General features: G+C 69.6%; 22 protein-coding genes. 7 read left to right on the top strand and 15 right to left on the bottom strand.

What is annotated here, in order from left to right:
* Nucleotides 1-3: 3 nt before the first annotated feature.
* The 10 genes from recG to KBY96_RS04220 all read right to left on the bottom strand — a co-directional run bounded on the left by recG (nt 4) and on the right by KBY96_RS04220 (nt 9957).
* The gene (gene recG, locus KBY96_RS04265) at nt 4-2520 is read right to left on the bottom strand and encodes an ATP-dependent DNA helicase RecG (protein ID WP_254977978.1); all 2517 of its coding nucleotides are present in this window, start codon (nt 2518-2520) and stop codon (nt 4-6) included.
* Entirely contained in the window at nt 2484-3497 is a 1014-nt protein-coding gene (locus KBY96_RS04260) for a hypothetical protein (protein ID WP_254977977.1), read from the bottom strand. The genes recG and KBY96_RS04260 overlap by 37 nt, the downstream gene beginning before the upstream one ends.
* Before the next feature lie 68 nt (nt 3498-3565).
* Entirely contained in the window at nt 3566-4225 is a 660-nt protein-coding gene (gene tsf / locus KBY96_RS04255; protein ID WP_254977976.1) for a translation elongation factor Ts, read from the bottom strand.
* 51 nt (nt 4226-4276) lie between these two features.
* On the bottom strand, nt 4277-4984 hold the full coding sequence (gene rpsB, locus KBY96_RS04250; RefSeq protein ID WP_254977975.1) for a 30S ribosomal protein S2: 708 nt from the start codon (nt 4982-4984) through the stop codon (nt 4277-4279).
* Nucleotides 4985-5163: 179 nt separating this feature from the next.
* Entirely contained in the window at nt 5164-6120 is a 957-nt protein-coding gene (locus KBY96_RS04245) for a glycosyltransferase family 2 protein (RefSeq protein WP_254977974.1), read from the bottom strand.
* A gap of 81 nt (nt 6121-6201) precedes the next feature.
* Entirely contained in the window at nt 6202-6357 is a 156-nt protein-coding gene (locus tag KBY96_RS04240) for a hypothetical protein (RefSeq protein WP_254977973.1), read from the bottom strand.
* Between the two features lie 34 nt (nt 6358-6391).
* Nucleotides 6392-7081, bottom strand: coding sequence for an ATP-binding cassette domain-containing protein (locus KBY96_RS04235; RefSeq protein ID WP_254977972.1), 690 nt, complete (start codon nt 7079-7081; stop codon nt 6392-6394).
* A 13-nt stretch (nt 7082-7094) separates the two neighbouring features.
* Complete coding sequence (devC, locus tag KBY96_RS04230; protein WP_254977971.1) at nt 7095-8267, bottom strand: ABC transporter permease DevC; 1173 nt, start codon at nt 8265-8267, stop codon at nt 7095-7097.
* Nucleotides 8267-9076, bottom strand: a complete 810-nt coding sequence (locus KBY96_RS04225) for an HlyD family efflux transporter periplasmic adaptor subunit (RefSeq protein WP_254977970.1) — start codon at nt 9074-9076, stop codon at nt 8267-8269. The genes devC and KBY96_RS04225 overlap by 1 nt, the downstream gene beginning before the upstream one ends.
* A 113-nt stretch (nt 9077-9189) precedes the next feature.
* On the bottom strand, nt 9190-9957 hold the full coding sequence (locus KBY96_RS04220; protein ID WP_254977969.1) for a phycocyanobilin:ferredoxin oxidoreductase: 768 nt from the start codon (nt 9955-9957) through the stop codon (nt 9190-9192).
* A 114-nt stretch (nt 9958-10071) separates the two neighbouring features.
* On the opposite strand from KBY96_RS04220, the gene KBY96_RS04215 reads away from it, so the two are divergent.
* Together KBY96_RS04215 and KBY96_RS04210 are read left to right on the top strand one after the other, a co-directional pair.
* A complete protein-coding gene (locus KBY96_RS04215; protein ID WP_254977968.1) occupies nt 10072-11274 on the top strand; it encodes a pitrilysin family protein in 1203 nt (400 codons plus the stop codon).
* Entirely contained in the window at nt 11271-12569 is a 1299-nt protein-coding gene (locus KBY96_RS04210) for a pitrilysin family protein (protein WP_254977967.1), read from the top strand. The genes KBY96_RS04215 and KBY96_RS04210 overlap by 4 nt, the downstream gene beginning before the upstream one ends.
* Nucleotides 12570-12581: 12 nt before the next feature.
* Here KBY96_RS04210 and KBY96_RS04205 read toward each other — a convergent pair whose 3' ends face one another.
* Nucleotides 12582-12866 (bottom strand): NAD(P)H dehydrogenase assembly family protein, encoded by a 285-nt coding sequence (locus KBY96_RS04205; RefSeq protein WP_315859464.1) that lies wholly within the window; start codon nt 12864-12866, stop codon nt 12582-12584.
* Between the two features lie 113 nt (nt 12867-12979).
* On the opposite strand from KBY96_RS04205, the gene KBY96_RS04200 reads away from it, so the two are divergent.
* The 4 genes from KBY96_RS04200 to KBY96_RS04185 are packed head-to-tail and all read left to right on the top strand — an operon-like array spanning nt 12980 to nt 17755.
* Nucleotides 12980-13555: a biotin transporter BioY gene (locus KBY96_RS04200; RefSeq protein WP_254978151.1), complete on the top strand. Its 576-nt coding sequence runs from the start codon at nt 12980-12982 to the stop codon at nt 13553-13555.
* Nucleotides 13552-14037 carry a signal peptidase II gene (gene lspA, locus KBY96_RS04195; protein ID WP_254977966.1) on the top strand — a complete coding sequence of 162 codons (486 nt, stop codon included), beginning with the start codon at nt 13552-13554 and terminating at the stop codon, nt 14035-14037. The genes KBY96_RS04200 and lspA overlap by 4 nt, the downstream gene beginning before the upstream one ends.
* Before the next feature lie 4 nt (nt 14038-14041).
* The gene (locus tag KBY96_RS04190) at nt 14042-16171 is read left to right on the top strand and encodes a transglycosylase domain-containing protein (protein ID WP_254977965.1); all 2130 of its coding nucleotides are present in this window, start codon (nt 14042-14044) and stop codon (nt 16169-16171) included.
* Between the two features lie 15 nt (nt 16172-16186).
* The gene (locus tag KBY96_RS04185; protein ID WP_254977964.1) at nt 16187-17755 is read left to right on the top strand and encodes a YcjF family protein; all 1569 of its coding nucleotides are present in this window, start codon (nt 16187-16189) and stop codon (nt 17753-17755) included.
* Here the strand turns inward: KBY96_RS04185 and KBY96_RS04180 are convergent.
* Nucleotides 17688-17921, bottom strand: a complete 234-nt coding sequence (locus KBY96_RS04180) for a hypothetical protein (protein ID WP_254977963.1) — start codon at nt 17919-17921, stop codon at nt 17688-17690. The two genes, KBY96_RS04185 and KBY96_RS04180, sit on opposite strands and share 68 nt — an antisense overlap.
* A 13-nt stretch (nt 17922-17934) precedes the next feature.
* On the bottom strand, nt 17935-19350 hold the full coding sequence (locus KBY96_RS04175) for an aminotransferase class V-fold PLP-dependent enzyme (protein ID WP_254977962.1): 1416 nt from the start codon (nt 19348-19350) through the stop codon (nt 17935-17937).
* A 44-nt stretch (nt 19351-19394) separates the two neighbouring features.
* On the opposite strand from KBY96_RS04175, the gene KBY96_RS04170 reads away from it, so the two are divergent.
* Nucleotides 19395-19991, top strand: a complete 597-nt coding sequence (locus KBY96_RS04170) for a nucleoside deaminase (RefSeq protein ID WP_254977961.1) — start codon at nt 19395-19397, stop codon at nt 19989-19991.
* Here KBY96_RS04170 and KBY96_RS04165 read toward each other — a convergent pair.
* Complete coding sequence (locus tag KBY96_RS04165) at nt 19956-21143, bottom strand: alanine--glyoxylate aminotransferase family protein (RefSeq protein WP_254977960.1); 1188 nt, start codon at nt 21141-21143, stop codon at nt 19956-19958. The genes KBY96_RS04170 and KBY96_RS04165 overlap by 36 nt on opposite strands.
* Before the next feature lie 78 nt (nt 21144-21221).
* Nucleotides 21222-21752 (bottom strand): allophycocyanin subunit beta, encoded by a 531-nt coding sequence (locus KBY96_RS04160; protein WP_254978150.1) that lies wholly within the window; start codon nt 21750-21752, stop codon nt 21222-21224.
* Nucleotides 21753-21864 lie beyond the last annotated feature (112 nt).

Genomic DNA, 21864 nt, shown 5'->3' with positions numbered 1-21864 from the left:
TGATCAATTCAGCGGAGCTGGCTCGCTGAGTCTGCGGCGCTGGCCGTCCAACAGCCTGGCCAGGTGGGGAAGTTCGGCGAGATCCGGATCCTGCTCCAGGATCCGCCTGGCCACGGCGCGCGCCCGTTCCAGCACCTCACCGTCGTCGGCCAGGCTGGCCAGGGCCAGATCGGGGAGACCGCTCTGACGGGTGCCGAGCACCTGGCCCGGGCCGCGCAGGCGCAGGTCCATCTCGGCGATCTCGAAGCCATCGCTGGAGCGCACCAGCACCTCCAGACGCTGGCGGGCTCCGGCGTTGCGGCCGTCGTGGATCAGCAGACAGTGGGAGGCAGCCGCGCCGCGCCCCACCCGGCCCCGCAGCTGATGCAGCTGGGCCAGCCCGAAGCGTTCGGCATGTTCGATCACCATCACACTGGCCTCGGGCACGTCCACCCCCACCTCCACCACGGTGGTGCTCACGAGTACGTGGGTGTCGCCGCGGGCGAAGGCAGCAATGGCCGCCTGCTTGTCAGCGCTGGCCAGGCGGCCGTGCAGGAGCCCCACCTGCAGCTCTGGAAACACCTCGCCGGCGAGCTGGCGGTGCACCTCCACAGCCGAGCGCAGATCGCTCTTCTCCGACTCTTCCACCAGGGGCAGGACCACATAGGCCCTTTGGCCCCTCACCACTTCGCTGCGGATCAGGTCGTAGGCCTGCGCCCGCTCGGAGGCCCGCAGCAGTTGCGTGCGGATGGGCGTGCGCCCGGGGGGGAGCTCATCGATCTGGCTCACCTCCAGGTCGCCGTGCAAGGAGAGCGCCAGGGTGCGGGGAATCGGGGTGGCCGTCATGGTCAGCAGGTGGGGCTGCAGCCCCTTGTGGAGCAGCCGGTCGCGCTGGCGCACACCGAAGCGGTGCTGTTCGTCCACCACCACCAGGCCCAGGCGGGCGAACTGCACCGGATCCTCCAGTAGCGCATGGGTGCCCACGAGCAGCTGCAGCTGGCCGTTGACCAGATCCTCGAGCAGCTGGCGCCGCCGGCGCGCTGGTGTGGAGCCGGTGAGCAGGGCGCAGCGCACGTGCAGCTGGGGCAGCCAGGCGTCCAGGCGGGCGTGATGTTGCTCGGCCAGCACCTCGGTGGGGGCCATCAGCGCCCCCTGACAGCCGGCTTCGATGGCGGTGAGCAGGGCGGCGATCGCCACCACGGTCTTGCCACTGCCCACATCGCCCTGCAGCAGGCGGGCCATGGGCTGCTCGCGGGCCAGGTCGGCACGGATCTCGTCCAGCACCCGGGCCTGCGCGGTGGTGAAGGTGAAGGGCAGCAGGTTGAGGAAGCTCTGCAGCAGATCCCCACCCGCCCCGCTGGGGCTCGGCGGCGCGGGGGTGAGGGCCGGTGCCGGCCTGCTGGTGAGCTGCCGCCGGCGCTGCAGCAGGCCCAGCTGCATCAGCAGAAACTCATCGAACACCAGGCGGCGGCGGCTGGCCTGCAGCTGCTCCCGGTCGGCCGGGCCGTGGATCTGCTGCAGGGCCAGGGCCCGCTCGATCAGTCCCTCCTCGGCCAGCAGCCCCTTGGGCAGGGGTTCCGGCCAGCGCCGCAGCACCGGCAGCACGGCCGTGATCGCCTGGCGCATGCGGTCGGCGCCGAGGCCCTCCGTGAGGCCATACACGGGGATCAGTCGACCGATCTGGGGGGAGCGCACGGGGGCCTGGGGGCTGCGCAGCACCTCCATCAGGGGGTCCTGAAACTGGGGGCCATAGGGCCCCGCCTTCACCAGCCCGCTCACGGCCAGTGTGGCTCCGCTGGGAAACTGCCGCTCCTGCAGCTTGAGCCAGGCGGGGCTGGTGAAGCGGCGGCCGGCGAAGAAGCGGCTGACGCGCAGTCGACCGGTGGGATCGGCCAGTTGCAGCTCCAGGATCGCCAGCTGGGGATTGCGGGGACTGACGAAACTGCGGCAGCTGCGCACCGTGGCCACGATCGTGGCGGTGCTGCCGGGCACCAGAGCGTTGATGCGCACCAGGTTGGCGTAGTCGAGATAGTCGCGCGGGTAGTAATGCACCAGGTCACGCACCACGAACAGCCCCAGCTGGGCCAGGCGTGTGGCGCTGCGTGGTCCCACGCCCCGAATCTCCGCCAGCGGGGTGTCCGGATTCAGGGTGGTTGGCGCGCTGTCCTGCGCACCGGTGTCCGTTGTGGCTGCCAGGCGCAGCTGCGGCGCCGCTGGAGCGCTGGGTGGGCGCGTGCGCTGTCGCCAGCCGTGCAGGTGCTGGCGACAGCGGCGTACCAGCACCTGCCGCTGGCTGGTGCTCAGCTGGCCATAGCTGCTGAAATCGGCCGCCAGCGCTACGGCGACGGTATCGGCCCTGAACCCCGACGGCGGTTGGCTCAGGCTGCGGGCCAGGAAAGCGCTGAAACGCTCACGGCGGCCCATCAGATCCGTGAAACCCCGTTCGGCCTCCAGCTGCAGAGCCTGCTGCAGGGCGCGGAACCAGGCGTCGGTCGCCGCCGGATCTAGGGCTGCCGATACCTGGGGTGGTCCTGGTGCCACAGCCGTTCCGCCTCGAGCGCCTGGAGCCGTCGCTGCAGACGGCGATGCTGATCGGCCATTCTGCGTATCTCCTGGCGGTGGCACTGCAGGCGGGCGCGACAACTGCGCAGGCGAGGGTGCTCGAGCTCCAGATCAGCGGGCCGCACCAGCATGGCCACGCTCTCCAGCTGACCGCCGCTGGGATGGCTCACCGGCAGCTGCACCCGCAGCAGGTTGGCCGGAGCCGCCAGGGGCTCAAGCTGACCGAGCAGGGCGGCCTCCAGGAGGCTCAACGGCAACAGGCTGCGGCTCAGGCCTGAACGCAGCAGCTCCACGTTGAGACCATGGGAGAGGTTGCGCAGCCTCCGCACCAGCGCGCGCTCGTAGCCATCCAGCCAGGCGAGCAGCGTCTGGGGCTCCTGCGGCAGCAGGGGCGAATCCCATGGCGCCGCGGCATCCTGGGCCAGGGCTGCGGGGATGCCCTCAACGCCCAGCAGCTCAGCTGAATCGTCCAGGGGGTCGAGCTCTGGCGCCGGTTCGCGATCCGGAACGGGAGATCCCGCCCCCAGGGAGGCGAGAGCCGACCAGCCGAAATCCACCGGAGGCTCAAAATTGAGCTGCACCGAACCCTCGGGCTCAGCGCTCGCCATGCCCAGGTCGTCGGTAGCCGGTCGGCTCAGCTGGTGCAACAGGTCGCGGTGGCGTCGCTGGCGCCCGGCCGCCAGCTCGCCGGCCAGGCCGCTGAGCTGTTCCACGGTCAGCAGGCTGGTGGTCTGCCGCACGAGGGCCGTGTTGCCCTCGTGCAGGCGATTGCGGTGATCGTCCGGCAGCTCGCAGTAGCGCTGGGGGTGAAAGCGGGTGGCGAGGTGGAAGCAGGCCCGCTCCACCGCTTCAGCGAGCACCTCCCGCAGCACCTGCAGATAGAGCGCCAGGTCGCGGTAGAGGCCGGGATTGGCCTCCCCCAGCTGGGCGCAGCCAAGGTCGAGCTGACGCCGCACCTCGGCGAGGCTGTCCAGCGGGGCTTGACCCTCGCCCTGGGGGAGTTCCGCAGTGATGGGTCTGCTGCTCAGAGGGCGCCGCCCATGGCCGCCACTTCGGCGGCGAAATCGGCGGATTCCACCTCGATGCCCTCACCCAGGTTGAAACGCACGAAGCGCCGCACCTGAATGTTCTCGCCCACCTTGCCGGCCACCTGCTTGACCAGTTCGGACACGGTCATGGCGGTGTCCTTGATGTAGGGCTGGTCCATCAGGGTCATTTCCTTGAGGCGCTTGCCAATACGGCCGCTGACAATGCGCTCCTTCATCTCCTCCTTCTTGCCAGCGAGATCATCGCGGCCCATCTCAATCTGCTTTTCGCGGTCGGCCACCTCAGCGGGAATGTCCTCCACCTTCACGTAGTCGACGGAGGGGCAGGCGGCGATCTGCATGGCCACGTTGCGGATCAGCTCCTGGAAGATGTCCCCGCGGGCCACGAAATCGGTTTCGCAGTTCACCTCCACCAGCACACCCACCCGGGCACCGGTGTGGATGTAGGAGCCGATCGCTCCCTCAGCGGCGGTGCGGCCCGCTTTCTTCTCGGCACTGGCGATGCCTTTCTGGCGCAGCCATTCGATCGCTTTGTCGGTGTCGCCGTTGGTTTCGGAGAGGGCCTTTTTACAGTCCATCATCCCGGCGCCGGTCTTGTCGCGCAGGGTTTTGACGAGCTTCGCTGAAATCTCAGCCATGGCGTGAGGAAATCTGGGTGTGGGAAAAGGGATCGGAGTTTCCGGCTGAACTCAGGCCTGCTCAGGCTCCTCGGATGAGCCGTGACGGCCTTCATTGATGGCATCGGCCAGGCGACCGAGCACTAGCTGTACCGACCGCACCGCGTCGTCGTTGCAGGGGATCGGCACGTCGCAGAGATCCGGATCGCAATTGGTGTCAAGCATCGACACCAGCGGGATATCGAGCTTGCGGGCCTCGAGCACGGCGTTGGATTCACGGCGCTGATCCACCAGCACCACCACATCCGGCAGTCGGCGCATGTTCTTGAGGCCGCCCAGATATTTCTGCAGACGCTCCAGTTCGCGCCGCAGCACGGCCGCTTCCTTCTTGGGCCGCATGGCGATGGCGCCGGAACTCTCCATGCGCTCGAGGTCCTTGAGACGTTCGATGCGAGCTCGCATCGTGGTCCAGTTGGTGAGCATGCCGCCCAACCAGCGCTGGTTGACATAGGCGGCGCCGCAGCGGGTGGCCTCGAGGGCGATCACTTCGGAGGCCTGCTTTTTGGTGCCCACGAACAGGAAGCGCTTGCCGCTGCGGGCAGCGCTGCGAACCCATTTGTAGGCGTTGTTCATGCAGACGGCAGTCTGCACGAGATCAATGATGTGAACTCCGTTGCGCGCGCAATAGATATAGCGCGACATCTTCGGGTTCCAACGGCGGGTCTGGTGCCCGAAGTGGGCGCCCGCCTCCATCATCTCGGAGAGAGTGACAACAGCCATGGTGAAAAAGTTTCGGGTTGGCCACCACCTGCCAGGGATCGAACGCCGAACTCAGAGAGGCGCAGCCGGGAGATTGCCCCGCTGCCAAGCCCGAGAGCCGTCGCGCCGATCACCCGAAACACGCAGGTGTGCGGTTTGAAAGGACAGCAGAACCCTATCAAATCAACCCCTCGCCCCCCTTAGCCGCCTGACTCCGGCCCGGCGCTCCCCGGGCGCTGGCGGCGGGCTTGCTGGAACAGGGTGCTGACGCCGATCCGGTTGAGCGGCAGGCGCAGCAACTCCATGGCCAGTCCGGGCTTGCCACTGCGGATCAGCCAGCGCAGCAGGGGCGCGAGGGTGCGCTCATTGAGCAGTCCAAACACGGTGGCCAGCTCCCAGAGCAGCCGATGCAACCAGGTGTACTGCACGATGAAGCGGACCCTGCGGGTGGGATGTTTGCGGAAAAACACCAGGCCCATGCGCGCGCGTTCACGCTCCACCTGAATCAGCCGCGGGATCTGGCCCAGATCGAGGGCGGGATGCCAGTGGTAGCCCACGGCTTCGGGGCAGCGCACCAGGCGCACACCCAGCCGGCGCAGACGCTCACCCAGCTCCAGATCCTCCCAGCCGTAGAGGCGGAAGGCGGTGTCAAACAGCCCGGCGCGCTCCAGCAGCTCGCGCTCGATGGCCACATTGCCGGTGGCGAAGTACGCCCAGGAGAGATCGCGCAGCTTGTGGCGCTCGCTGCTGGGGTGGTCGAAATTGGCGGTGTTGACAACGGCCCCGTAGGTGAAGCTCAGGCGGTTGTTGTGGCGCTCCCAGTCGGCGCTCAGGGCGCGGGCGTGATGCACCAGAAAATCGGGCCGCACCACCAGGTCGCTGTCGATGAACACCACCACCTCGCCTCGGGCGGCAGCCACGCCGCGGTTGCGACCCTCAGCGGGGCCGCCGTGCTCCTGCTGGAGCAGTCGCAGGTGTGGCAGCTCGTTGCGGTGGCTCTCGATCCAGGCCACGGTGTCATCACTGGAACCGTCGTCAATGAGCACCACCTCGAAACGGCTCACCGGCTCCGCCAGTTGCTGGGCCTCCAGGGCGGCCAGGCACTTCCGCAGGATCGGCAGGCGGTTGTAGGTGGGGATGACGACGCTCAGAAACATGCTTGCTGAGCAGGGCAGGGGTGAAGTGGGGCCGGGAATCCCGAAGGATCCCCGGGGCCCATGGCCGCATCCGGTGAGGATTCAGTCCGCGGCGCCACCGTTGTTGGCCGTACCGGTCACACCGTTGCCGACCCCTTCACCACGGCCGTCGTTGCGCAGCTTGCGCTTCTTGAATTTTCTGGCGTAGGCGCGGTTGCGGTCCTGCTTTTCCTTCTTCAGATTGCGACGTTTCGCCATATGGGCTTGTCCTCAGAGTTTGTCAACCATCACCTTAACCAACTGCCTCAGCCACAGACCGGACCAGACGACCGTCCTCCATCCGCACCAGACGATCGCCCACATCGAGGATGCGGGGGTCGTGGGTGACCATCAGCACCGCGCAGCCCTGCTCACGGGCCAGCCCCCGCAGCAGCTCCACCACATCCCGCCCACTGCGTGAATCGAGGGCGGCGGTGGGCTCATCGGCCAGCAGCAGCTGGGGTTCTGCAGCCAGGGCGCGGGCAATCGCCACCCGCTGTTTCTGGCCGCCGGAGAGATCGTGGGGCAGCTTGGCCAGGTGATCCCCCAGGCCCACGGCCCGCAGCCACTCGCGGGCGAGATCGCGCCGGGCCCGGTAACCCAGTCCGGGCAGGAGGTCGGCACCCATCTGGACGTTCTGTTCGGCGCTGAGGCAGCGCAGCAGGTTGTGCCCCTGAAAGATCATGCCGATGCGTCGGCGCAGCCTCTGCCGGCTGGCGCGCCCGGCGCCGGCCAGTTCCTGCCCCAACACCCGCACAGATCCGTGCTGCACCTGCCGCAGGGCCCCCACCAGGGTCAGCAGGGTGGTTTTGCCACACCCGGACGGACCGGTGAGCAGCACCACCTCACCGCGATCGATCTGCAGGTTCACATCCTGCAGCACCTGGCGGGTCATGGCCCCCTTGCCATAGCTGTGGCAGAGGCCCTGCACCACGATCCCCATCAGCAGATCTCCATCAGAAAATCTCGGCTGGATCGGCATCGGCCAGACGGCGCATCGCCAGCGCCGATGAGGCCAGACACATCACCAGGATCATCACCAGCACCACCAGGGCGCGATCGGTGTTCATGTACACGGGCAGGTTGGTGCCGCTGCGCACCAGGGCGTAGAGACCGAGTCCGGCGGCATAGGCGGGCAGGTAGCCGAGCACCGCCAGCAGCAGTCCCTCACGGCCCACCACCCGCAGCAGCGATGGCAGGGGGTAGCCCATCGCCATCAAGGTGGCGTATTCGGGCAGGTGATCGGAGACATCGGAGCTGAGAATCTGGTAAACGATCACGCAACCGACGATGAAGCCCATGGCCGCACCGAGCGTGAAGATGAACCCGATCGCCGTGCTGGTGCGCCAGTAGGTCTTCTCGAACTCCTCGAATCCCGCTTTGGTGAACACGGTGACATCGGGGGGGAGCAGGCGTTGCAGCCGCTGGGCCACGATCTCGGAGTCGGCTGCTGGCACCAGGCGGATGAGGCCCAGCTCGATGCTTCCGGGGGGGCTTGTGGGCGCCAGATCCAGGAAGGTTTCCCGGCTGGTGATCATGTTGCCGTCGGCGCCGAAGGAGGGCCCCAGGTTGAGCAGGCCGGCCACCCGCACCCGCTTGCCGGCCACCTCCGTCTCCACCACCTCGCCGGTACGGAACTGGTCGGCAATCGATCCGAACTCGGGGCGGGAGCGCTCATCGAACAACACCCGACCTCGCTGGGTGAGCGCCTCGGCCTGACGGGCCAGGGCCGGGTCGAGGAAGAGGGGATCTCCGGGCTCGAAGCCGAGGGTGAGGATCGAGCGGTTGATGCGGGTGTCCGGATTGCGCCAGAGCAGCAGGCTCCAGTTCACCGGGGTGATGCCGCGCACGGCCGGATCGGCCATCGTCTGAACCAGGCGCCGACGGGGGAAGGAGGCCATGCCGATCGAGCTCATGGTCCGAGGACTCATCAGCACCAGATCGGCATCGAACTGGCGATGGATGGTGACACTGGCGTCGAACAGCCCGTCGCGGAAGCCGAGCTGCATGAACATCAGGATGCCGGCGAAGGCGATGCCGGCCAGGGCCACCGCCAGCCGCACCGGCTGACGGGTGAGCATCAACCAGGCCAGCGGAATGCGCCGGCCCTGCCAGATCCTCCAGGCCATCAGTCCTCCAGCTGGGCGATCACCCGCAGTCCGGTCAGGTCACGCACCCGTTGGGAATCCTCAGGATCCAGCCCAACCCGCACCTCCACGATGCGGGTGTCGGCGTCCTGGGTGGGATCGCTGGAGAGCACCTCCCGCTGCCGGACCTGGGGGCTGATGCGCAGCACCTGGCCGCGCAGGCTGCCGCTGAAGCCACCGGCCTCGCTGGTGAGAAGCACGGACTGGTTGAGCCGCACCCGGTTGATATCGCTTTCGTAGACCTCAATCAACGCTTCCATGCGCTCGCTCGCCCCCAGCTCGAGAACGCCCCCCTCGCCGGGTCTCTCCCCCACCCGGGCATGGAGACGGAGCACCGTGCCGGCAATCGGAGCTCTGAGTTCGGTGAGCACCAGGTCGGCAGCGATGCGCTCCCGCTCGGCCACGGCCTCCTGCAGCTGACCGCTGAGGGCCAGGAGTTCGTTTTCGCGGCCATCGAGGTCAGTGCTGGCGATGGCCCCCTGGCGGCTGAGCTCGCGGTAGCGCTCGATGTCACGGCCCTGCACCGCCAGCCGGGAGCGCAGGTTGGCGATCCGGGAGTCAATCACCCGTGCCTGGGCCTTGAGACTGGCGGCGGTGTCGAATTCGGCCAGCAGCTGGCCGGCTTCAACCCGGGAACCCTCCGCCACCAACAGGCGGGTGATGCGGGGGCTGCCGCCGATGCCGCTGATCGGCGCCGCCAGCTGGTGGATCTCACCACTGGGGTCGAGCCGACCCAGGGCCGACACCGCTTCCAGAGCGACGGGCTGGTCGGCCGCCGCGCTGGCGGCCACCTCAGCGGAGCGGCGCTCGGCCTGTCGTTGCTGCAGGCGGGTGGTGCCGAAGGCCAGCAGTGCGGCAGCTGCCAGAGCGCAGGCCGCCAGCAGGGCGGGGCGACGCCAGTGGATCAGGGCCTGGCTGGATCGTCGAAGAGCAACTCCTCGATGTAGCGCTCCGCCCAGGCCGGGTTGAACGCCTTCTCCAGGACGCGACGGGTCTTGTCGTTTTGTTTCTGCTGCTTGCAATAGCTCAGCTGACCCCGCCATCTCTCAACCGTAGCCGGGTCGGAGGCGGCCTGAGCCGGGGTGTGGCGGCAGGCCTGGGCCAGGATCGCCAGCGCCTCAGCCACCTCCTCCACGAACATCTGCTCCTCCCCGCCGTCGGCAGGCCGCACGAAGCGCACATGGGCGGAGAAGATCGAGCCCCAGGGCGGCAGCTCCCGGGGCTGGCTGTAGTGGCGGGGTGCCCGGGCCGAGAGGGCCGCAGCAATGCCCTCCGGCAGGCCCTGCCGCACCGGCGAGAGGTCCATGATCGCGGCTGACACGCCGGCGGGGCTGGCGACGATGTCGGCCCCGAACACGGGCAGATCGAAGCGGGGATCGGGAAACCACACGCAGTGGAGGATCTGCAGTCCGAGCCCCAGCCGGGCCGTTTCCAGATGCAGCTTGCGCAGCCCGCGGCAGCGGTGCAGTTCGTTGCGGATGAATAGAGCCTCCCCATCGAGGCTGCCGCTGATTGCCTCCAGCTCCGGATCCACCCCCAGGGGTGCGAGCTCGGGCAGGTCGGACCAGCAGCCGCGGATGGTCTCGGCGAGACGGTCGACCAGCGGATGCAGCGGCAATCCCGGCGGCACCGATCCCGGTGCGGCAGATCCCAGGGGAGCGGAGGGGGTCACAGGGGCGGCACCAGCCAGCAGAATGCGGATCCTGCCACGTTCTCCCCGTTGCCCCTGGCACTGCCTGGCCTCCAATCCCCACGGATCCAACAGCTGGCCAACGGCGCCCGGGTTGTGAGTCTCGACCTCCCGGAAGCGCCGCTGGTGTGCCTGGAGTTCTGGTGCCGGGCGGGCAGTGTGTTCGAGGGCTCCGGGGAGTGCGGCCTGGCCCACTTCCTCGAGCACATGGTGTTCAAGGGCAGCGCCACCCTGGAGCCGGGGGAGTTCGACAGGCGCATCGAAGCCCTGGGCGGCAACAGCAATGCCGCCACCGGCTTTGACGATGTGCACTACCACGTGCTGATCCCTCCCCAGGACGCTGCCGAAGCTCTGGATCTGCTTCTTGATCTGGTGCTCGAGCCCCGGCTCGAGGCCGAGGCCTTCGACCTGGAGCGCCAGGTGGTGCTCGAGGAGCTTGCCCAGAGTGAGGACCAGCCAGAAGAAGTGGCCCTGCAACGCCTGCTCAGCGCCGGCTGTCCCAGCCATCCCTATGGCCGCCCGATCCTCGGGCACCGCTCCCAGTTGCTGGCCCAGAGCCCGGAGCTGATGGCCGGCTTCCACCGGCGGCTCTACACCGCCGAGCGCTGCCTGCTCACCCTCAGCGGCTGCCTCGATCCCCAGGCTGCCCACACGATCGCTCTGCAGGAGCGCCTCGCCGCCAGCGCCCTGGCGCGGCTGCGCGCGACCCCTGGCGAACCGCCGCTGCCCGCCCTGGTCGTGCAGCCGGGGGAGCACCGTCTGGAGCTGGCGAGGCTGGAGTCGGCCCGCCTGCTGATGCTCTGGTCGCTACCACCGGCGTCAGACCTGCGCGGGGTGATGGGTGCCGACCTGCTCACCAGCCTGCTGGCGGAGGGGCGCCGCAGCCGACTGGTGGAGCGGCTGCGGGAGCAGCTGAGGCTGGTGGAGAGCATTGATCTGGATCTGCACGTGCTCGAGGGCGGCAGTTTCGCCCTGCTGGAGGCGATCGCAGAGCCTGAGGATCTTCCGGCCATCCGCCGGGAGATCGAGACGGTGCTGGAGGAGTTGGGCGACGGGGCGATCCCGGCGCCCGAATGGGAGCGTGGGAAGCGGCTGGTGGCCAATGGCTACCGCTTTGGCCTGGAATCGGCCGCCGGCGTTGCCAGCGTGCTGAGCAGCACGCACCTCTGGAGCCATCCGGCGGCGCTGGAGGCGCCGCTGCTGGAACTGGAACGCTGGGATCCCCAGAGCCTGGTCAACGAGGCCCTGCCCCTGTTGGCACCGCAACGGGCCTGTCTGCTCGAGGCGGTGCCGGCATGACGCTCACCGCCACCCAGCCCGGCGCCTGGACCACCCGCACACTGCTAGGCGGGCTGCCGCTGGTGTTGCAGCGCCGCCCCGCAGCTGGGTTGGTGGCGGGGCGGCTGTGGATTCGCGGCGGCAGCAGCCTTGACCCCGCCGGGCAGCGGGGAGCGATGCAGCTCCTGGCCGGCAGCATGACCCGTGGCGCCGGCCGACTCGACGCCGAAGCGCTGGCCGACCTGGTGGAGGGCTGCGGGGCTGCACTGCGCGCCGAGGCCAGTGAAGACGCCCTGGTGATCAGCCTCAAGTGCGCCAGCGACGACGCGCCCGAGCTGCTGCCCCTGCTGCTGGCGATGGTCACCGAACCCTGCCTGCTCCCCGAGCAGGTTGGGCTGGAGCGTCAGCTCAACCTGCAGCACCTGCAGCGACAGCGGGAGGACCCGTTCCAGCTGGCCCACGACGGCCTGCGCGCCCTGCTCTATGGCAACGGCCCGTACGGCCACGACCCGCTCGGCCTGGAGGAGGACCTGGCGCAGATCGGCAGCAGAGACCTTGAGAAACTGGTGGGGGGGCTGTCCGCATCCGGGGCTCTGCTGGTGCTCTGCGGCGATCTCGACGATCACTTCGAGGAGCCACTGAATGCCGCCCTGCGACGACGACCCTGGTCCACCCAGGCGCCCCGGCCCCAGCCCTGGAGCGCGGCGGCGCGGTGCTCGCCTCTGACACTGCAGGAGCAGGACACCGAGCAGCTGGTGATCATGCTGGGGGCGGCCACAGTGCCCCTGGGCCATGGCGACGCCCTGGCGCTGAGGCTGCTGCAGACCCACCTGGGGGTGGGCATGTCCAGTCGCCTGTTCCAGGTGATGCGGGAACAGCGCGGCCTGGCCTACGACGTGGGCGTGCACATGCCCGCCCGCTGCGCGGCCAGCCCCTTCGTGTTTCACCTCTCCACTTCGGCCGCCCGGGCGCGGGAGGCCTGCGCCGCTCTGCTGGAGGAGTGGCAGCGGCTGGCCAGCGAGCCGCTCAGCGATGCCGACCTCCAGCTCGCGCGGGCCAAGTTTCGCGGCCAGGACGCCATGGGACGCCAGACCTGCGGCCAGGTGGCCGATCGCCAGGCCCTGGTGCTCGGCCATGGTCTGGCTGAGAGCCACGTGCAGGACTGCCTGGAGCGGGCCGAGCAGATCGGCCCCGACGCGCTGCAGGACGCCGCCCAGCGTTGGCTGAGCCAGCCGGCGCTGAGCCTCTGCGGTCCGGCCGAGGCCCTCGTGGCCGCTGAGCGGGCCTGGCAAGCCGCTGACGGCTCGGCCAGCTGAGCGGCCCCGGCCTCAGGCCGGAGCCAGAGCGGCGGCGTCGAGCAGGAAGGTGCCGCGGCGGAAGCGCACCGCCACCACCCCAAGCGCCCGCAGCTCCACCACCTGGCCCACCTCCTGCAGCCCGATCAGATCGGGAGGACGCAGCATCGGCATCGGATCGGCGGTCTTCAGGTAGCTCGGCCGCACCCTGAGGCTCACCGCCTGACCGACCGTGAGCGCGGGTGCGGATGCGGGCTGGGATGCGGGCGCGGGCGCCGCTGAAGGCGCGCTGTCGTGCGGCGGGTTGGCCTCGGCCATTGGCATCCAGTCTGCAGAACTGTTGCAGGAGCGCTGCTCCTGAACCCTGGCACAGCAGCGGGCAGCGCCGGGGGGATCAGCGGTCAGACTGGAGCCAGTGGCGATCCGTGCTGTTGAAGGCCCTGGCCAACTGGAGTGGTGCCATCGCCGGCCTGCTGCTGATCCTGATCGGGGGGATGATTCAGGCCGCCACCCCGCTTCCGGATGTGGATGGGGCCTGGGCGATCGCTCCCCTGCCGATCACCCTGCAGGTGCCGGCCCTGCTGCTCACCGCCCTGGTGTGCGGCCACCGCAGCGCCCTGCTGGCGGCGGTGGGTTACCTCACCCTGGGCCTGCTGGAGCTGCCGGTGTTCTTCGGCGGTGGCGGCCCCAGCTACCTGCTGGATCCTGGTTTCGGCTACCTCGCCGGCTTCGTACCCGCCGGCTGGCTGGCCGGCAAGCTGGCCCGCCAGAACGGCATGAACGACGTGCTCAAGCTCACGGGCACCGCCGCCTTCGGCCTGCTGCTGATCCATCTCTGCGGTGTGCTCAACCTGCTGCTGGGGGCGCTGGCGGGACGCTGGCGCGGCGATCTGCTCCAGTTGCTGGTGACCTATTCCCTGGTGCCGCTGCCCTCCCAGCTGCTGTTCTGCTGCGCCGTTGCCGTGCTGGCCCTGGTGCTGCGCCGGCTGCTGCTGGTGCAGCCATGAGCGCCAGCGTGCGAAGGGGCCGCAGGCTCTGCTTTCTCCTGGCGGCGCTGGTGGTGGTGGCCGACCAGCTCTCCAAGGCCTGGGCCACAGAGCATCTCGCCGGCGCTGGCGTGCGGCCCTTCCTGCCCGGTCTGCTGGAGTTCACTTTCACCACCAACACCGGTGCCGCCTTCAGCCTGTTCAGCGGTGCGTCCCAGGCCCTGGCGGTGGTGAGTCTGGCCGTGGCGCTGGGGGTGGCCGTGTGGATCTGGCGGCTGGGGCGTGCACCCCTGGGTCGGGCTCGGTGCCTGGCCCTGGGGCTGCTCCTCGGCGGCGCCATCGGCAATGGCATCGACCGCTGGCGCCTGGGGGCGGTGGTGGACTTCCTGGCCCTCGTGCCGATCAGCTTCCCGGTGTTCAATCTGGCCGATGTGGCCATCAATGTCGCCGTGCTCTGTTTCCTGATCGATCTGCTGGCGCCTGCCGCGTCCAGCCAGGGCTGAGGCCATGACCGAGGGTCTGCTGCTGGTGCATCTGCCGGGTCAGGGCAGCACCCGCCTGGCGCTGCACAGCGGTGTGTACCGCGTGGGCCGCGACAGCGACTGCCAGGTGGCGATCGTCCATCCGGCCGTGAGCCGCCAGCACGCCCTGCTTGAGCGGGTGGGTGGCCATTGGCTGCTGCGGGACAGCGGCTCCACCAACGGCCTCTGGTGGCGAGGCCGGCGGGTGGCCGAGCTGCTGCTCAGCGATGGCGACACGGTGCGCTTCGGGCCCAGCCAGCAGGCCGGGCTGCCGGAACTGGAATTCCAGCAGCGACCCAGCCCGCGCCTGCTGAAGGTGGTGCGGAGCGTCAGCTTCGCCCTCGGGGGACTGGCGGCCATCGGCATCGCCACCCTGGCTCTGGCGGTGGTGCAGGTGCCGATCCGCGGCAGCCTGGCGCCGGTGCGTGGGCCGCTCAGTTTCTACGACCGCAACGGCCAGCCGATCGCCAGCGCCGACGGCGGCCAGCATCGCGAACTGGAGGCCCTCAGCGACTACCCCCCGGTGCTGGTCGAGGCCTTGCTGGCCAGCGAGGACAGCCGCTTCTGGTGGCATCCGGGCGTGGATCCGGTGGGCACGGCCCGGGCCCTGCTCACCAACCTGTTGGGGGGACGGGTGCTGGAGGGTGGCAGCACCCTGACCCAGCAGCTTGCCCGCAGCCTCTACCCCGATCAGGTGGGCCAGGGCGAGACCCTGGGGCGCAAGTGGCGGGAGCTGCTGGTGTCCCTGCAGCTGGAGGCACGGTTCAGCAAGCGCGACCTGCTGCTGAGCTACCTCAACCGGGTTTACCTGGGCGTGGGCTGGGGTTTCGAGGATGCCAGCCGCCACTTCTTCGGCAAGCCCGCCGGGGAGCTGAGCCTGGAGGAGGCGGCCCTGCTGGTGGGGCTGCTGCCCTCCCCCAACGGCTATGACCCCTGCTTCGATCCCCAGGCGGCCCTGACCTCCCGCAATCAGGTGCTGGCCAAGATGGTGGACACGGCCCGTATCAGCGCCGATGAGGGCCGGCGGGCCCGGCGCAGCCCCGTGCAGCTTGATCCGGATGCCTGTCGCAGCCGCGAGCGGGGCCGTGGCGCTCCCTTTTACACCGATCAGGTGCGCCGCGACCTCGAGGCCCAGGTGGGCCGCAGCGTGGCGGCCGAGGGCAATTTCCTCATCGATACCCACCTCAACCTTCAGCTGCAGGAGCAGGTGGAGCGGCTGTTACGCCGTCGCCTCGACGGCAGTGCCGGCCTGGGGGTGAACGAAGGTGCGGTGGTGGTGCTCGACGCCCCCAGCGGCGGCATCCTGGCCCTGGCCGGAGGTCGCGACTACCAGCAGAGCCAGTTCAACAGAGCCACGATGGCGCTGCGTCAGCCTGGCAGCACCTTCAAACTCTTCCCCTTTCTGGCCGCCCTTGAGCGTGGGGCCAGGCCCGGTGATCCCCTGGACTGCGGCCCACTGCGCTGGCGCGGCCAGACCTTCGCCAGTGACTGCACCGGCAACCTCACCCTGGTGAGTGCCTTCGCCCGCAGCAGCAACACCGCGGCCCTGCGTCTGGCCCAGCGGGTGGGTCTCGAGGCGGTGGTGCAGAAGGCCCGCGATCTGGGCATCACCAGCCCGCTCGATCCGGTGCCCGGCCTGGCCCTGGGCCAGAGCGAGGTGACCCTGCTGGAACTCACCTCCGCCTACGCGGCCATCGCCAACGGGGGCAGCTGGCAGCCCCCCACCACCATCCGCCAGGTGGTGGACGCAGAAACCTGCCGCGGGGAGGAGCCGGACCGCTGCCGCGAGCAGGCGGGCGAGGGCGGTCGTGGGGCCGGAGCGGGCCCGGGGCCGGGGCGCCGGGCCGTGAGTGAGGAGTCGGCGCGGTGGATGCAGGAACTGTTGCGGGCCGTGGTGAGGTCGGGCACCGGCACCGCCGCCTCCCTCGGTGGTCAGGAGGGGGGCAAGACCGGCACCACCAACGCCAACCGTGACCTGCTGTTCGTGGGCTACGAGCCCCGGCGTGACTGGGTGATCGGCATCTGGCTCGGCAACGACGACAACCAGCCCACCAACGGCTCCAGCGCCCTGGCCGCCGGACTGTGGGGCGAGATCGCCCGGCTTCCGGACTCTTAGGGGGGTGATGCCGGCATGAAGCAGCGCACCCGCCTCTGGATCGCCGTCGCCGTGCTGCTGCTGGCCTTGCTGGTGGTGGGGCTGGTGCTTCAGGCCTTCAACCAGCTGATCTGGCAACTCAGCGCCGTGCTGCCCTACGGCCTGGTGGGTCCTGTGGCCCTGCTGTTGGTGCTCGCGGTGGCGGCCCTGCTGGCGCAGCTGGCCTGGCCCTGGCTGCAGCCCTTTCTGCCAGGCCATGAGCGGCGCCGGGCACAACAGACGGGCGGGAAGGGGCAGGCCGCCGCCGTGCCCAGCAGCCGCCGCGAAGCGGCGGCCCGCAATCTCGAGGCCATCGACCAGACCCTCGAGCGCGTGCACGAGGGCATCGCCCGCGAGGCCCTTGAGGAGGAACGGCGGCGCATGGCCAGCGAACTCGAGCGCGGTGACCTGGTGATCGTGCTGTTCGGCACCGGCTCAGCGGGCAAGACGTCCCTGATCCGAGCTCTGCTGCGCGAGCTGGTGGGCCAGGTGGGGGCGCCGATGGGCTCCACCAGCGAGGCCGAGCGCTACCGGCTGCGGCTGCGGGGGCTGCAGCGGGCGGTGTGGCTGGTGGATACCCCCGGGATCCTGGAGGCCGGCGCCAGCGGCCTCGAGCGGGAGCAGCAGGCTCGCCGCCAGGCCAGCCGCGCCGATCTGCTGCTGCTGGTGGTGGACGGGGATCTGAGGGCCAGCGAGATGGAGGTGCTGCGCAGCCTGGCCGCCATGGGCAAGCGCCTGCTGCTGGTGCTCAACAAGTGCGATCTGCGCGGTGAACTGGAGGAGGAGCGGCTGCTGGCCCTGCTCCGCGGCCGGGTGGAAGGGCTGGTGGCAGCGGCGGATGTGGTGCCGGCGAGCGCGGCGCCCCAGAGCGTGCCGATGCCCGGTGGCCGGCCCCTGCAACCCGAGCCCGAGGTGGAGCCGCTGCTGCGCCGCCTCGCCGCCGTGCTCCATGCCGACGGCGAGGAGCTGATCGCCGACAACCTGCTGCTGCAGTGCCGCCATCTCAGCGAGGCCAGCCGCGCCCTGCTGGCCAGCCAGCGCCGCCGGGACGCCGAAGCGATCGTGGAGCGCTACGGGTGGATCGGTGCCGGAGTGGTGGCTGTGACCCCACTGCCGGGCCTGGATCTGCTTGGCGCCGCGGCAGTGAATGCCCAGATGGTGATCGAGCTGGGGCGCAGTTTCGGTGTCTCGCTCAGCCGTGAGGCGGCCCAGGATCTGGCCCTGTCCGTGGGGCGGACCCTGGCCTCGCTGGGGCTGGTGAAAGGGGGCGTGGGGCTGCTCTCGGCGGCCCTGAGTGTGAATCTGCCGGCCCTGCTGGTGAGCCGGGCGGTGCAGGCGGTGAGCGCCGCCTGGCTCACCCGGGTGGCGGGCGCCAGCTTCATCACCTACTTCGAGCGCAACCAGGACTGGGGCGACGGCGGCCTTCAGGATGTGGTGCAGCGCCACTACGACCTCAACCGCCGCGATGGAATGCTGCAGCGGTTCCTGAAGGACGCCCTCAGCCGGGTGGTGGAGCCGTTGAGACGGCGGGATCCCCAGCTGCCCCCACGGCCGGAGCCGCGCTGAGGCCCAGGGCCTCCGGGGGCGGCGGCTGCAGCGGCCCGCGGCTGTCCAGCACCACGATCAGCAACAGGTAGAGCAGCCCCACCAGCACGGAGATGGCACCGGTGACGATCGCCACCCAGCGGCCACGACTCTGCCCGGGTGGGTTGGGCGGAGGGCTTTCACTCATGGGGACGTGTCACTCACGGGCAGGGGGAGAGGCTGGCTGCCACCACACCGGCCAGCCGCTCCAGCTCGGCGGCGCCGGTGTGCGGGTTGCCCATCACCGCCTTGAGATGGTGGCGAGCGGCATAGAGCGGCCGGGACAGCATCAGATCGGCCGCGAGAAGCTGCTGGCGGGTGCGCACACTCCAGCGCTCGGCGCTGGCGGCATCGCCGCGCAATGGCGTGAAGGCCAGCAGGTGCAGGGGGCCACCCACCAGGCGCAGCTGCGAAATCTGCCCCAGCAGGGCCTTCAGCTGGCGGCGGCGGGCCACCGCCCCATCCAGCACCGCCTCGATCCCCACCAGCCCAAGCTGCCGGAGCCCCAGCCAGAGCTTCAGCACTTCGGCCGGGCGCGAGCCCTGGAGGCCGCTTTCACCGCCGTGGCCGCCGCTCCAGCTGGGCTCCATGTAGGGAAGACCGGTGCCGAAGGCCTGCTCCAGCAGCCGCGGTCTGGCCAGCAGCAGCACGGAGGAAGTCTTGGTGATGCCGAGCAGTTTCTGGGGGTTCAAGGTGAGCGAATCGGCCCGCTCCAGCCCCTGCACCCGGCTGCGATGCACGTCGCTGAGGGCGAACACCGCACCGATGGCCCCATCCACATGCAGCCACACGCCATGGCGATGGCAGAGGGCGGCGATCTCGGGCATGGGGTCAACAGCACCGCGCACGGTGGTGCCGGCTGTGGCCACTACGGCGATCACCGGAATGCCCCGCCGCTGGAGCTGCGCGAGCTGCTGCTCCAGCAGGGCGGGCTCCATGGCGCCGCTGTCATCCACCGGCACCTGGCGCAGGGCCTGCGGGGGCAGCCCCATCACCGTCAGGGCCTTGGCCAGGGAGACGTGGGCGTCGGCACTGGCCAGCACCACGGCCTCGCCACAGCAGGCCAGACCGCGGCTGTGGCGGGCCGTGACCAGGGCCATCAGGTTGGAGAGGCTGCCACCGCTGGCCGGCACTCCACCGCTGCCCGCTGGCAGACCGAGGCGCTCGGCCAGCCAGGCCATCAGACTTCGCTCCAGCCGGGTAAGGCTCGGGGAGAGCTCCTCGGCCAGCAGGTTGTTGTTGAGACCGGCGCCGATCAGGTCCCCCACGATCGAGGCCGCCAGCGGCGGCGGGTCGAGGTGGGCCAGGGCCCCGGGGTGGCCGGGGTTGTAAGCCCCATCCATCACCAGCTGCAGGTCGCTCAGCAGCTGGGCGGACCCCTGGGGCTGCTGATGCGGCTCCACAGCGGGCATCACGCTCAGGCCCGGCAGGGGTGGACGCTGGGAGGCGCTGGCGAGCCAGGCGCAGAGCTGGGCGCTGGCCTGCTCCAGCAGCTGCTGCAGGGCCGCGTCGTGGCTGTCCGGTGCGGCGAAGGGCAGCGGTGGAATCCCCCGCTGGACAGGTGGCGCGCTAGCCAACGGCGGATGATCGGACGGCACCATTGTGACCCGCGAGCTTCGTGATGGTGAGATCCCGACTGTCGGGCCCCACCCCAACTGCCGAGGAACGCCTGCATGCGTTCTGGATGGCCCGTCTGCTGCGCCTGGCCCAGCGGGTGGGGGAGAGCGGTGAAATCCCTGTGGCGGCCGCCGTGCTCGATGGCCGGGGCCGCTGTGTGGGCTGGGGCAGCAACCGGCGCCACCGCCAGGGCGACCCCCTCGGCCACGCCGAGATCGAGGCCCTCGCCCAGGCCGCCCGCGCTCTGGGCGATTGGCGCCTGAACAGCTGCACCCTGCTGGTGACCCTGGAGCCGTGCCCGATGTGTGCCGGTGCCGCGGTGCAGGCGCGGGTGGGCACGGTGGTGTTCGCCGCCACGGACCCGAAGCGCGGTGCTTTGGGCGGCTGCCTCAACCTGGCAAACCACCCCAGTGCCCATCACCACATGCGCGTGATCTCAGGCGTCGAGGCCGATGCCGCGCAGCAGCAGCTGGCGCTCTGGTTTCAACTGCGCAGGCAACTGCAAAGACCGCAGGGGTGGCGGGAGCGGGTCGACCGGCGGCTCGCTCAAGGGCCAGCAGAGCGCTCAGACGGCAACCGCGGCGGAGTGCACGCCACCTGAGCGGAACGCCGGAAGTTCACTTTCAAAGAGGTTGAGCAGGCGGTCAACGTTCTGGCTCTGGCTGTTGTACCCCATCAGGCCGATGCGCCACACCTTTCCGGCCAGGGCACCCAGACCACCTCCCACCTCGATGCCGTGGCGGTTGAGCAGGTGCAGGCTGAAGGCCTTGCCGTCCACCCCCTCGGGAATGCGCACGGTGGTGAGCGTGGGCAGGCGCAGCTCGCGGGGAGCATGCAGCTCCAGGCCCAGCCCCTCCAGGCCCGCCCACAGCCGCTCGGCGTTGCGCTGATGGCGCTCCCAGGCCTGCTCCAGACCTTCTTCCGCCAGCAGGCGCAGGGCCTCGCGCATCCCGAAGTTCATGTTCACCGGAGCAGTGTGGTGGTACACCCGATCACTGCCCCAGTAGCGGTTGAGCAGGGTCACATCCAGATACCAGTTGGGCACCTTGCCGCTGCGGGCCGCCATCTTGGCTTCAGCCCGCGGGCCCATGGTGAAGGGCCCCAGGCCGGGGGGGCAGCTCAGACCCTTCTGGCTGCAGCTATAGGCCAGATCCACCTTCCAGTGGTCGAGGTAGAGCGGCACGGCCCCAAGCGAGGTCACCGTGTCGAGCAGCAGCAGACAGTTGTGCCTGCGGCAGAGGTCACCGATGCCCTCCATGGGTTGGCGGATGCCGGTGGAGGTTTCGGCATGCACGATCGCCAGGATCGCCGGCTTGTGGCGCTCCAGGGCCGCTGCGATCTCCTCGAGGCTGAAGGCCTCTCCCCAGGGCCGCTCAATGGTCACCACCTCAGCCCGGTAGCGCTCGGCCATGTCCACCAGCCGGAGGCCGAAGTAGCCCTTCACCGCCACCAGCACCTTGTCGCCGGGCTCGATGGTGTTCGCCAGGGTGGCCTCCATGGCGGCACTGCCGGTGCCGCTCATGGGCAGGGTGAGGCGGTTGTCGGTCTGCCAGGCGTAGCGGAGCAGCTCCTGCACCTCTCCCATCAACTCCACATAGAGGGGATCGAGGTGACCGATCGGCGTGCGGGCGAGGGCCTGCAACACCCGCGGGTGGGCGTTTGAAGGGCCGGGACCGAGCAGCAGGCGATCGGGGGTGGCGATCGGATCAAGCTGAAGCCGATGGGCGGTGTTGACGGGAGGCAGCGCGGACAAGGTGCCGGAATGGTGGGAGCGGAACGGTCGAGCGTAGGCAGCTGAACAAAGCCAGCTGCAGCAGGGGATGGGGGCTGGTCAGCGGGCGCGCACGTTGGACGAGGCCAGGCCCCGGCAGAGGTGATCAAACGGCGCTCGCACCACGGCAGCCAGGTCGGCAGCATCACTGAGGCCGCCGCCGGCAAGCAGCTCGCAGACCACATCAGCCATCAGGGCGATGCTGCGCACGGTGGGACCGGTGGGAACCCCCAGGCTCTTGTAGGTGTCGTCCAGGCCGTTCAGCACCCGTTCGTTGAGGATCGTGGGGTCACCGGCGATCAGGGCATAGCTGGCGTAGCGCAGGAAGTAGTCCATGTCCCGCAGGCAGGCTGATAGGCGCCTGGTGGTGTAGGCGTTACCGCCGGGCAGGATCAGCTCGGGATCCTCCAGCCAGAGCCGTTGGGCGGCCTCGCGCACGATCGCGGCCGCCTCCCGGTTGATCAGTTCCACCGCCGCCAGGCGCAGGGTGGACTGGGAAAGGTAGGTGGAGATGCTGTCGACGGCATCGCGGTCGAAGTAACGCCCCAGCTGGTCGTAGCGCCCGATCAGACCGGTGATGGCATCCCGCATGGCTGGTTTGGATTGCATGGTCCCAGTCCGGAAGGTAGCACTCGCAAATCCCCAAATCCCTGAGCTGATCGGGCTTCTGGCGGATCTGACAGAAACGGTTACGGAACCGGGC

The organism is Cyanobium sp. ATX 6A2, from assembly GCF_024346355.1.
In the GTDB taxonomy this organism is placed as follows: Bacteria; Cyanobacteriota; Cyanobacteriia; order PCC-6307; family Cyanobiaceae; genus NIES-981.
The sequence above is the reverse complement of the archived record's forward strand: the minus strand, read 5'-3'. Positions and strand labels throughout refer to the sequence as shown.